At 68.9% G+C, this 11064-nt stretch carries 8 protein-coding genes and 4 pseudogenes; 6 read left to right on the top strand and 6 right to left on the bottom strand.

Going from position 1 to position 11064, the window contains the following annotated elements; genetic code table 11:
* Positions 1–240: 240 nt before the first annotated feature.
* From J2Z33_RS17550 to J2Z33_RS19025, 4 genes and pseudogenes are all read left to right on the top strand, one after another.
* Positions 241–1002 (top strand): annotated as a pseudogene (locus J2Z33_RS17550) (IS256 family transposase); the annotation flags it as partial.
* Between the two features lie 71 nt (positions 1003–1073).
* Positions 1074–2468: a transposase gene (locus J2Z33_RS17555; RefSeq protein WP_209843471.1), complete on the top strand. Its 1395-nt coding sequence runs from the start codon at positions 1074–1076 to the stop codon at positions 2466–2468.
* A 92-nt stretch (positions 2469–2560) separates the two neighbouring features.
* Positions 2561–3019, top strand: a pseudogene (locus J2Z33_RS17560) (transposase); the annotation flags it as partial.
* A 36-nt stretch (positions 3020–3055) separates the two neighbouring features.
* A pseudogene (locus J2Z33_RS19025) lies at positions 3056–3671 on the top strand (IS5 family transposase); the annotation flags it as partial.
* A 27-nt stretch (positions 3672–3698) separates the two neighbouring features.
* Here J2Z33_RS19025 and J2Z33_RS17570 read toward each other — a convergent pair.
* A pseudogene (locus J2Z33_RS17570) lies at positions 3699–3961 on the bottom strand (integrase core domain-containing protein); the annotation flags it as partial.
* A 737-nt stretch (positions 3962–4698) separates the two neighbouring features.
* Positions 4699–5028, bottom strand: a complete 330-nt coding sequence (locus J2Z33_RS17575) for a hypothetical protein (RefSeq protein WP_209843474.1) — start codon at positions 5026–5028, stop codon at positions 4699–4701.
* 137 nt (positions 5029–5165) lie between these two features.
* Between J2Z33_RS17575 and J2Z33_RS17580 the strand changes: the two genes are divergently transcribed.
* Both J2Z33_RS17580 and J2Z33_RS17585 read left to right on the top strand, forming a co-directional pair.
* On the top strand, positions 5166–5558 hold the full coding sequence (locus J2Z33_RS17580; protein WP_245218969.1) for a winged helix-turn-helix transcriptional regulator: 393 nt from the start codon (positions 5166–5168) through the stop codon (positions 5556–5558).
* A gap of 198 nt (positions 5559–5756) precedes the next feature.
* The gene (locus tag J2Z33_RS17585) at positions 5757–6407 is read left to right on the top strand and encodes an outer membrane protein (protein WP_209843478.1); all 651 of its coding nucleotides are present in this window, start codon (positions 5757–5759) and stop codon (positions 6405–6407) included.
* Between the two features lie 599 nt (positions 6408–7006).
* On the opposite strand, the gene J2Z33_RS17590 is transcribed toward J2Z33_RS17585, so the two are convergent.
* The 4 genes from J2Z33_RS17590 to J2Z33_RS17605 all read right to left on the bottom strand — a co-directional run bounded on the left by J2Z33_RS17590 (position 7007) and on the right by J2Z33_RS17605 (position 10863).
* Positions 7007–7639 (bottom strand): queuosine precursor transporter, encoded by a 633-nt coding sequence (locus J2Z33_RS17590; protein ID WP_209843480.1) that lies wholly within the window; start codon positions 7637–7639, stop codon positions 7007–7009.
* A gap of 80 nt (positions 7640–7719) precedes the next feature.
* Positions 7720–8598 (bottom strand): esterase-like activity of phytase family protein, encoded by an 879-nt coding sequence (locus J2Z33_RS17595; RefSeq protein WP_342454227.1) that lies wholly within the window; start codon positions 8596–8598, stop codon positions 7720–7722.
* 4 nt (positions 8599–8602) lie between these two features.
* Positions 8603–9505, bottom strand: a complete 903-nt coding sequence (gene mepA, locus J2Z33_RS17600) for a penicillin-insensitive murein endopeptidase (protein ID WP_209843482.1) — start codon at positions 9503–9505, stop codon at positions 8603–8605.
* A complete protein-coding gene (locus tag J2Z33_RS17605) occupies positions 9502–10863 on the bottom strand; it encodes an MFS transporter (protein WP_209843484.1) in 1362 nt (453 codons plus the stop codon). The genes mepA and J2Z33_RS17605 overlap by 4 nt, the downstream gene beginning before the upstream one ends.
* Positions 10864–11064 lie beyond the last annotated feature (201 nt).

Raw genomic sequence — 11064 nt, forward strand, 5'->3', positions numbered from 1 at the left:
AACCTCCGGTCGGGCTACGCCCTCCCTTCAGTTCAGCCCCGACGCATCGCTCTCATCCAGATTGTCGCTCGTGCCTCATCCTGATCGACACGCTCAACTCGGACCGCCTCACACAGCCAATCAATGGTTTGTAGGCAGATGCTGTCCCTGGGCGTGGTGTAGGATCTGGCTGGGGTGGTCACCGGGGGAATGCCGGTAGGGTCTGGTTGCTGACACCAACCTAGACCGGAGAGACCCCCGATGACCGACGAGATGATGAACCTGCGGGCCTTCGTCGAGAAGACCCCTGACGCCGATCTTCTGCGCGAGATGATCGGCTTTGCGGCTGAGAGGCTGATGGAGCTGGAGGTGGGCGGCTTGACTGGTGCCGCCTACGGCGAGAAGGACCCGACCCGCCGCGTGCAGCGCAATGGTTACCGCGACCGGGACTGGGAGACGCGGGCCGGCACGGTCGAGCTGCGCATCCCGAAGCTGAGGAAGGGGAGCTACTTCCCCGGCTTTCTCGAGCCCCGGCGCATGGCCGAGAAGGCGCTGACGGCGGTGATCCAGGAGGCCTACATCCAAGGCGTCTCCACCCGTTCGGTCGATGACCTGGTGAAGGCCATGGGGATGTCGGGCATCTCCAAGAGCCAGGTGTCGCGGCTCTGCGAGGAGATCGATGGCCGCGTGAAGGCGTTCCTGACCCGCCCGCTGGAGGGGGACTGGCCCTATCTTTGGATCGACGCCACCTACCTCAAGGTCCGGCGCGGCGGCCGGATCGTCTCCGTCGCGGTTATCATCGCCGTGGGCGTCAACACCGACGGCCGGCGCGAGGTGCTGGGCCTGGAGATCGGCACGTCAGAGGCCGAGCCCATCTGGACCGAGTTCCTCCGCAAGCTCACCCGCCGGGGCCTGCGTGGCGTGAAGCTGGTGATCAGCGACGCCCACGAGGGCATCAAGGCGGCCGTCTCCAAGGTCCTCAGCGCCACCTGGCAGCGCTGCCGCGGGGGGCTGTTGAAGAACCCCGCCTGAAGCTTTGCTGGCGTGACGAGGCGTGATTCACTGAGGCTGACGGCTTTGGTGGAGGGTCGGTGATGCTGGGGCGCAAGGACCGCGATCAGCTTGAGCTCTTCATGACGGGATCGATCCGCCAACTCGTGCCCGACGACCACGTCCTGGCTCGAGTTGATCGGGTGCTGGACCTGGGCTGGCTGCGCGATGAGGTCGCTGACCTCTACTGCGCCGACAACGGGCGGCCCGGCATTGACCCCGAGGTGGCGGTCCGGCTGATGCTTGCGGGCTTTCTCCTGGGGATCGTGCATGACCGGCGGCTGATGCGGGAAGCGCAGGTCAATCTCGCGATCCGCTGGTTCGCCGGCTACGGCCTGCACGAGGCGCTGCCTGATCATTCGTCGCTGACCCGCATCCGGCAGCGCTGGGGCGCCGAGGGGTTCCGCCGGATTTTCGAGCGCACGGTCCAGGCGTGCGTGGCGGCCAGGATCGCCAAGGGCGAGGTGGTTCATGTCGATGCCTCGCTGATCCGCGCCGACGTGAGTTGGGAGAGCCTCGCCATTCGGCACATGGACGCGATCACTGAGGCGAATGGCGACGAGGCCTCCGCATCACCACCCGATCCAGGGAAGGAGCAGAGGCGGCGGCTTTCGAAGAAGACGGGACGGTTCAAGAAGGTCTGTGTAACCGACCCTGACGCCTCGATGGCGACCAACGGGCGCAATCGCCGCCTGGAGCCCAGCTACAAGCAGCACGCCGTGGTCGACGACGTCGTCGGCGTCGTGCTGGATGTTGAGGTCACCACGGGCGAGGTGAACGAGGGAGAGCAGCTCCTGTCTCGCCTCGACGCAGCGGCCCAGACCACCGGCGCTGCGGTCGAGACCGTCACCGCGGACGCAGGCTACGCCTATGCCAAGATCTTCGGCGGGCTGGAGCGGCGCGGGATCCATGGCGTGAGCCCCACCAAGGCCGAGCCGATCCGCAGTCCGGTGCCGATGCGCCGGTTCCGTTACGATGCGCTCCACGATGTCCTGAAGTGCCCGCGCGGCAAGACGCTGAAGCCAGGCCGGCCCGTCAAGCACGGCCGCTTCTTCACCTCCCGGGCACGGGACTGCCGGGGCTGCGACCTGGCCCGCCTTTGCCTCTCGAAGGGGCGGGTCAACAAGGCGGTCGTGCTCGGGGACGACTACCCGGCGCTCCTGCGCGCCCGCCGGCGCCGGGAGCGGTGGTCCGAGGAGGACCGGCTCCTCTACCAGCGGCACCGCTGGCGCTCGGAGGGCTTCCATGGTGAGGCCAAGACCTGGCACGGCTTGGCGCGTGCCGTCCGCCGCGGGCTTGCGAACATGCGCATCCAAGCGTTCCTCACCGCCGCTGCGATCAACCTCAAGCGGCTGGCGGCAGCCCTGTTGGTCTTGCTCAGGCTTTGGGCGCTTCAGAACCACGCTCAGAACCGACCCGTCGCGTCGCTGACGACCTGACCGAACCGAGGCCGCCATCACCGCAAAGTCGGATCCAGGGTCACTCTCAGCGGCTCGCGCAAAGCCTCAGGCCGGGGTTCTTCAACAGCCCCCGCGTGCATTTTCAAAGGAATGCGCTGGCCCATGCGGGCAAGAGCGGCCGCCGGGTCGTGTCGGCCTTCATTGCCACCGCCTTTGCGCAGGACACTCCAGAGGCCGCCAGCGCCCAGTGGCGAACCGTCGCGGACTAGATCAGGCCCAAGGTGCCAAAGCTGGCGACGATCATGGACGACGCCGAACACGACGTGCTGGCCTACATGTCCTTTCCCAAGGAACACCGCGCCAAGCTTCACAGCACCAACCCCATCGAGCGCCTGAATGGCGAAATCAAGCGGCGCACAGACGTGGTCGGCATCTTTCCGAACGACGACGCCATCGTGAGACTCGTGGGCGCGCTCCTGCTCGAACAGAACGACGAATGGGCCGTCCAGCGCTCCCGCTACATGACCCTGGAAAGCGTCGCTCCCTTGGGCGATGATCCCCTCATCAGCCTGCCCGCCGTGGCACGCTGATCAGGCAGGCCCGCACCGGAACCCACGGTGACGATCATGGCCAGCTACACCACTCCAAGGGACAGCATCTGTAGGCACGTGCATAACGACGTCGTTCGTGACGTCTCGGGCGCGCGGCTGACGCCGCATAACATCGGGAACGAGCGAACGCGCGGCACCTCGGTGCGCGACAACCTGATGTTCGTGGAAGCGGTGCTGTAGGTGGTGCGGACGGGCTCGCCCTGGCGCGACCTTTCCGAGGTGTTCGGCTCCTGGAACAGCGCCTTCCGCCGCTTCTCGCGGTAGCGCCAGAAGGGCGCGGGGCCGCGCCCCTTCGACGTCAGGGCCGCGGATCCGGACTTTGAGCGCCTGATCCTCGCCTCCACCATCGTGCGCGCCCACCAGCATGCGGCGGGTGCGGACAAAAGGGGTCTGCGGATCAGGCCCCTGGCCGCTCCCGCGGCGGCCCGAGCACCAGGTTCATCTGGACGCGCGTGGCCTGGGCGGCCCGGTGCGCCTTGTCCGAACAGCCGGCCACCGGGGCCACGCGCCCCAAGCGGCAGCCCTCTTGGCCCGCGACCGGCCCGAGGTCGTGCTGGCCGATGCGGCCTAAGAGGCCGACCACCTTCGGGCCGCCCTGGAAAGGATCGACGCCACGGCCGTGATCCCCAACTGATCTGGCCCCTGTTTGACCGGACACTCAGGCGGTTGCGGTTTGGGCGGCGATGAACTCGCGAGGCGAGCGCATCTTCAGCCCGGAGTGCGGGTGGTGGGTGTTGTCGTCCTCGAACCAGTCGGGGAGCAATCCGAAGACGACCTCGGCATTCGGCAGAGGCGTGACCTGGACGTAGTCGCGCTTCAGCGTGCGCATGAAGGCCTCCGAGATGCCGTCGCTCTGGGGCTCTTCACCGGCGTGAAGCAGGGCCTCAGCCCGAGCTGGCGGGCGAAGACGCGGGTGTCCTGCTCTGACGAGCCAAGGCGATAGGGGAACAGTGTCCATGAGGCGATGATGAACTTTACCGGAGTCGTGGATGGTGCAGGGACAGAAGCGGCGGGTCTAGTCGGATGAGGAGAAGCGGGCGACCTGCGCGTAGACGCAGACGCAGACGCAGACGCCCGGCGTGTCAGGTGGCGTGCCACAACGCGAACACCAACTTGGTTTTAACCTGGCAGGGGGAGCCACGGTTTGCTCCTGATGATGATTTCAAGGTGACGGAGAGCTTTGCCCGTGGAGACCGTCGGAGAGCGCCAAGACGTTGTGTCCGCAGCGACCGCAGTCGAGAGCCGCATCGAGTGGAACTCGCGGGTAGCTAGCGGCTGCGGATCATCGGCACGTATGACCCGGGGACGCTGGGGCGACTGGTCTGGAGCCTCTCTGCATGACCCTTTCCCCCAGCAAGACCCGAGTCTGGCTGAAGCGGCTAGGTTGGCCGAAATGCGTCGGGGCTTCGCCGCGCCGGCCGGGACGCTGCTGAAGCAGGATCCCTTCGCGGGCCACCTGTTAGTTCGGCACGGCACTCGGATCGGTGGCGTGCTCGTGCTTCACTCCAGAACCGATGCGGCAACCTGGTCAAGGTGATCCAACGGATCGGCCCGACCTGTGATTGGCGCCGGACGCGGCCCTCCGATGGTCCGGGGCGCGGCTCTTGCGGGACGGATGCTTCGCTGGCATCCGCCCCGTCGCGCGGCCTTGGCCGAGATCAGTCCTCGATGCGAAGGATCTGCCGGGCGACCGGCTGGCCATCGACGGTGAGGACGGCCAGCACGTTGCGGGTGCTGGTGGGCCGGATCGAGACCTTCACGTCGGTGTTGGCTCCGGCGCGCACGGTGGTGGCGCCCAGCAGGCCGCCCTCCTGCCCGGTGCGGTAATCATAGATCGCGACGGTGCCAACGTCCTGGGCGACCACGGTCCCCAGTCGGATCAGGGTCTGGGAGCTCTGCACTTGGCCAAGGCCGAAGGTGTTGGAAGCCGAGGCCGCGCCGGCGGTGGCGACAAGGGCGGCAGCGATGAAGGGGAGGATCCTGATCATGGCAATTTCCTTTGGCTGTGTCAACGAAGCGTCTTGCACGAATCGCTTCTGCAGCATCAAATCGGCTTGCAGGGCTGAACCCTCAAGTAGGATGGAATTTGTGAGGTAGTATGAAGAACAAGACCAATGAGGGTCGCTTGGCTGGAATCGCCCCGGAATCTGAGCAAACTCCCGACCTGCGCGATTCCGCACATCTCCTCATCTGCACGCGCGCAGCCCTCCGACTCATCACCGGCAAGTGGAAGGGCGAGATCATGTGGAATCTGAAGGATGGCAAGCACCGCTTCGGCGAACTGATGCGCGCCATCCCCGGCATTACCCAGCATATGCTCACCGCGCAGTTGCGCGACTTGGAACGGCACGGCCTGCTCATCCGGACGGTCTACGCCGAGGTGCCGCCCCGCGTGGAATACGAACTGACCCCCGCCGCGCGGGACCTGCGTCCCGTCTTCGAGGAGATCAACTGCTGGGCCGACCGCCACGCCGCCACGCTCCGCTTGGGCGAGGTCGACGAACGGGACGACACGTAGCCGTTCGTAAGGTGGAGTCCTCCGACGGGTCCTGCGGGTCCACTGGAGCCAACCGGCTTCGAGCCGTCTTAGGTGTGGATTTTCATGCTGCCTATCATTTTTCATCCTACTTGTGGGTTCGCTCTTGCCGAACGATGTGACGTGGCAGACGCGGCTCGTCGTCGAGTCGCCCATACACGACTCCGGAAAGGCAAGACCATGACCAAGCTGCTTCCCCTCGGCGTCGCCGTCTTCGTGGCGGGCGCCGTCCCCGCCATCGCCGGCGGCTTTGCGCCCGCCGTGACCGAAACGCCCGTGGCCGCCCCCGCGCCTGTCGTGGCGGTCGCCCCCACGCCTTCGCCCTCGTCCAACTGGTCGGGCGCGTTCCTCGGCGGCCAGCTCGCTTATGGCCAGCTCGGCCTTGAGACGGGCGACGACGAGCAGGACTTCGACGGTGCCATCGGCGGCCTCCATGCCGGTTACCAGCGCGACTTCGGCCGCGTCGTCGCGGGCGCCGAGCTCGCCTACGACTGGGCCAACCTCTCGGCCGAGGATGAATCCGCCCCGGCGCTCGCCGGAGGGGCCGAACTCGACGCGGTGGCGCGCGCGGGCGTTAAGGTGGGCTACGACGCCGGCCGCGTCCTGCCCTACCTCGCGGGCGGCTACGCCAACGCCAGCTTCTCGGGCGACGTGGCCGGCAGCGACGACGACCAAGTCGACGGCTACTACGTCGGCGCGGGCGTCGACTACGCCTTGACCGACCGTGTAAGCGTCGGCGCCCAGGTGCTCCGCCACGAGTTCGACATCGACGCCGGTGACCTCGACACTGGCTTGACCACGGTGGGCGTCACCGCGTCGTATCGGTTTTGAGGCCAGCGCCGACGGGCGTTCCTCGTCCCCCGGCCTGTCCCCTGCATCCCGGCTCCACGCCCGCGACACCCTGTCCGGTGTCGCGGGCGCGCGAGGCTTCGGGTCGGCCTTCGCGAGGCCCTGCACATTCGGGCTGGATCAATCCCTCGCTCACGGTCGGGTTTCAGGGCCGCGCCGCCGCACGGCATGGACGTTCCAAGCCCTTGGGAACGGGGCGAGGCCTCGGCTCGACGCCCACCAAGCGGCCGTCCTCGTAGCCAGCGGTATCGAGCCACCGAACCACCGGGACCGTCCTTGGCAGCCTGGAGGCGCAACCAGCCAAGGCAGCGGGCCTCTGGCCGTCGTCGCAACGGAAAAGGGCCGTCCCGATGGAACGGCCCCCTCGAAAGTTCAGGAGGTGGGGTCGGTTAGACCATGCAGGTCCACCGAGGCACCCGGAGGGCTGAGGGCTGCCTCAGCCGCGGATCCCCCGCGCTGTCCCGACACCTCTCTCCAGGTTCTTTCTCGACACTGGATCACCTCCTTTCTAAGGGTTTCTACTGCCTTCCAAGATGGGGGTTTCCAAGCTTCTGTCAAACCCCGTTTGCATCGAATGCCATTCAACTCACGCGGTGTTGCAGTCGCCTCGTCATGAGGCGGTATGGCAGCATGGTGACCAAGGCCAAGGCGATCTTGACACCGAGGTCGGCCAGCGCGAGCGAGGCCCAGAGCGGCGCGTCCGGTCCCAGGTTCAGGAGCGGCGCGGGGCCTTGCGCCCAGGCGGTGGCCTCGTTGGCACTGGCCGGGAACAAGAAGGCCAGCGTGGCGGCAAAGGCCAGCGCGAAGAAGATCAGCGTGTCCAGCGAGGAGGACACGAAGGTCGAGGCGAGCGGCGCGCGCCACCACTCGCGGCGGCGGAAGTGGTGGAAGATCGCCACATCGAGGAACTGCGCGCCAAGGAAGGCCGCGCCCGAGGCGACGGCGACCCGCAGGGCCACGGCGGGGACGCCGGGCGCGATCTCGACCTGCGAGCCCACGAGCGAGCAGAGGACCCCGGTCAGGAAGCCCCAGAAGACCACGATCCGCGCTGCGCGTGGGCCGTGGGCGCGGTTGGTGAGGTCGATGAGGAGGAAGCTGAACGGATAAGTGAAGGCGCCCCAGGTCAGGAGCCCTCCGGCGATCACGAACTGCACGAGGATGTTGGAAGCCACGACGATCGCGGCCATGGCGAGGATGGCAGGCAGGAGGCGCATGGGACGGGTCCGTTTTGGCAAGGGTGCGGCGACTTGGCCCCGCGCGGGGCGCCGCCCGATACGCCCGCCCGCGCCCGCCGTCAATCCGGCAGGCGATAGTCCACGAACTCCGTCCTCTGGAAGAACTGGTGGTTGTCGTCCGAGATCAGCGTGGCCCGCAGCCCGTCCCCGTCGGCCCAGACCGCAACGCCCTCGAGATTGTCGTGGACACCGGTCGCGGTGGTGAGCAGCGTCGCCTCGCCCTGGCCGTCGAGCCCGACCCGGCGCAACCGCGAGCGGAAGCCCAGGCCGGTGAAGTTGCGCTCCAGCAGATAGAGGCGGCCGTCGGGACCGATGTCGGCGCCCGTGATGGCAAAGCCGTCGCGAACCGGCAGGTGGAACGGCACGTCCCAGGCGCCGTCGCGCAGGCGGTAGACGGGCACGCTGTCCTCGCCTGCGAAGGGCAACTCTGGCAGGGTGTAGATCGTGCCGGCGGCGTCCACGGCCAGCGCCTCCAGCGCGGCGTTGTGGCGCATCCGCGCGAAATCGGGATTGTCGGGAACGAGAGAGGGCGGTGCGTCCTCCCGTCGGATGCGGGCTACGCCCTCCATGCTGATCCAGGTCGCGCCATCGGGGCCGATCGCCAGCCCTTCGCTGTCGGCGCGCGTGCCCCGGAGCCGCCGCTGGGCGCGGTCGACGAGGAGCAGGCGCTCCTCCATGTCGATCCCGGTCACCCGTCCCGAGGCATCGCGAACGAGGTGGCCCCGGACGAGGATGGCCCGGTCGCTCAGCGCGGTGAAGGCCAATCCGTCCGGGGCGAGCTCCAGCGCCGAGAAGCCGCCGAAGCCGGCCCAGGTCTCGTGCCAGACATAAACACCGACAGGGGTGGCGAGATCGCGCGAGCTGCCGGTGGCCGGCAGGAAGGCGCCCGCGGCGACGCCCCCGGCCGCCAGGGCCAGCGCGAGGATGGTGCGGGCCACTGACTCAGCGACTCGCCAGGACGCCCAGGCACTGCCCGGGAAGGTCGGCGAGGGTGAGGTCGCGCCGGGGCGCGGCGGCGGGGGTGTCGGGATCCGGCGGGGGCGGGTTCAGGATGTTCTCCACCCAGGCCTGCGCCTCGGCGCAGCCGTCACCGGGCGGGATGGTGTCCTGCGCCGCGCAGGCGGTGGCGCCGGGCGGGCAGTTCAGGCGGACGTGGAAATGCGCCGAATGGCCCCACCAGGGGCGGATCTTCCGGAGCCACGAACGGTCACCGCTGGCGGTGCGGCACATCTCGGCCTTGGCGCCGGGGAAGATGAAGATGCGGGCCACGCGCGGGTCCTGCGCGGCATGGCGCAGCAGCGCCTCGTGCTGAGGGGACCAGCGGTCGTTGACACGCGCCCCGTCCGAGCGGGACACGTCGATGGCCGAGATCCGCTCCCGCTCCGCCGTCGGGAGGTCGAGGCGGGACGGTGGGTTCATCCAGATGTCGGCGTCGAGCCCGGTCTGGTGGCTGGCATGGCCCGAGGTCATCGGACCGCCGCGCGGCTGGCTCAGGTCGCCGATGTAGAGGCCGCTCCAGCCCGGCAGGCTGGCGGCGTAGACGCTCAGGTCGCGCAGGAAGGCCACCGTGACGGGCTGCGCCCAGTTGCGGTTGCGCGAAAGCCGCATGGCCTGCCAGGTCGGCCCGGTTTCGGGCAGTCGCACGGCCCCGGCTTGGCACCCGCGCGAGTAGCCGCCGATGGGCGAGGGGACCTGCGAGGACGGGAGCGGCTGGGCGCCGAAGGCCGACTTGGCGACCTGCCCGGCGGCGGCAGGGATCGTCACGGTTTCCTCGGCCGCCGGCCCGCCCCCGCAGGCGGCGAGGAGGAGGACGAGGGCCAGGGCCTTCACGGGGCGTCGGATCATCGGGCGCGGTCTCCCTGCGGGTGCGTGAAGGTTAGCAGTCCGAGCCCGAGAAGGAAAAGCAGGATCACCGGCAGGAAGCCCATCTGCGCCGATCCTGTGACCGCCGTGCAGGCGGCGATCAGCGCCGGTGCCAGGAAAGCGGTCGCCCGGCCGCTGAGCGCGAAGAGGCCGAAGGCCTCGCCGGCGCGGGCGGGGTCGGCGTGTCGGACCATCAGCGTGCGGGAAGCCGAGTAGATCGCGCCCCCCGCCCCGCCGATCAGCGCGCCGCACAGGTAGAACAGCACGTCCGGCACGCGGGAGCCCTCGGCCAGCGGCCAGCCGAACAGCGTTTCACGTGAAACGCCCACGATCACCCCGCAGACGAGGAGCAGCGCCCAGCAGGCGGCGACGATGACCGGCTTGGGGCCGAGCCGCTGGTCGGCGAGCCCCCCCGCCCAGGTGAGGATCGCGGCGGCAATGGCGGCGACGATGCCGAACAGGCCGATCTGGACGACGCTCCAGCCCAGGATCAGCGTCGCGTAGATGCCGCCGAAGCTGTAGAGCGCGCCCAGCCCGTCGCGATAGAGCATCGAGGCCAGCAGGAAGCTGAGGAGCGAGGGCCGCCCGCGCAGGTCGCGCAGCGTGGCACCGAGACCGCGCCAGACCTCCCGCACGGGCGGACGGCGGGCGGGGCCGGGCGGCTCGCGCATCCAGAGGACATAGGGCAGGCCGAAGGCCATGAACCAGAGCGCGATCAGCGGGCCCACGCTGCGCGTTCCCTCGCGCGCGTCCGGGTCGAGGCCGAAGGCGGGCGGCTGGCCGAGCAGGGTGCGGCCGGTGCCGTCCTCGGCCAGGAGCAGCAGCATCAGGACCAGCGACAGCACCCCGCCCCAGTAGCCCAGTGCCGCGCCCGAGCCGGAGATGCGGCCGATCTCCGATTCCGGCGCGAGGGACGGGAGCTGGGCGTTGTTGATGTTGAGCGCGGCCTCGCCGGCGGCGAAGCCCAGCCAGAACAGCACGAGGACGGGCCAGAGATAGGTGCCGTCCGGGTGCAGGAACCAGAGCGCCCAGGCGCAGGGGAGGTAGATGGCCGACAGGGCGATGATCCAGGGCATCTTGCGCCCCGAGGCGTCGGCATAGGCCCCGAGCAGCGGGGCGGTCAGCGCCACGACGAGGCCGGCAACGGTCTGGGCCGCGCCCCAGAGGCTCTGGGCCTGCGCGCCGGCAGCCTGTGGGGAGAGGCCCTCCGCCTGCCCGACGCGGGAGGCGACCTCGGCGAAGTAGGGCGAGAACACGAAGGTAAGGCCCAGCGTGGCATAGGGCTGCTGGGCCAGGTCGAAGAGCATCCAGCCCCAGATGCGTTTCCGTGCGCTCGCCATCGCGGTCCCCCCTGGTCGGGGGAGGAGTGCGCGAAAGGGAGCGAGGCGGCAAGGAGGGACCCTTCGGACAGAGTAAATCCCCGCGAGGCCTCCGGGTTCACTCCCAGGCTCGCGGGGACCAGGGGCGCGCGCGAGCGGGAGCACCGGCCGCTATTTAGCGGGCTGGGTCTCAGTGGCATCGAGGGAGAACGCCCGTGGGGC

This window comes from Rubellimicrobium aerolatum (assembly GCF_017872975.1).
Taxonomy (GTDB): Bacteria; Pseudomonadota; Alphaproteobacteria; order Rhodobacterales; family Rhodobacteraceae; genus Rubellimicrobium; species Rubellimicrobium aerolatum.

Excerpts from the sequence above, each read along its gene's own strand:
- J2Z33_RS17575 (WP_209843474.1), bottom strand. The coding sequence starts at position 5,028 with ATGATCAGGATCCTCCCCTTCATCGCTGCCGCCCTTGTCGCCACCGCC.
- J2Z33_RS17555 (WP_209843471.1), top strand. The coding sequence starts at position 1,074 with ATGCTGGGGCGCAAGGACCGCGATCAGCTTGAGCTCTTCATGACGGGA.
- J2Z33_RS17605 (WP_209843484.1), bottom strand. The coding sequence starts at position 10,863 with ATGGCGAGCGCACGGAAACGCATCTGGGGCTGGATGCTCTTCGACCTG.
- J2Z33_RS17585 (WP_209843478.1), top strand. The coding sequence starts at position 5,757 with ATGACCAAGCTGCTTCCCCTCGGCGTCGCCGTCTTCGTGGCGGGCGCC.
- J2Z33_RS17590 (WP_209843480.1), bottom strand. The coding sequence starts at position 7,639 with ATGCGCCTCCTGCCTGCCATCCTCGCCATGGCCGCGATCGTCGTGGCT.
- mepA (WP_209843482.1), bottom strand. The coding sequence starts at position 9,505 with ATGATCCGACGCCCCGTGAAGGCCCTGGCCCTCGTCCTCCTCCTCGCC.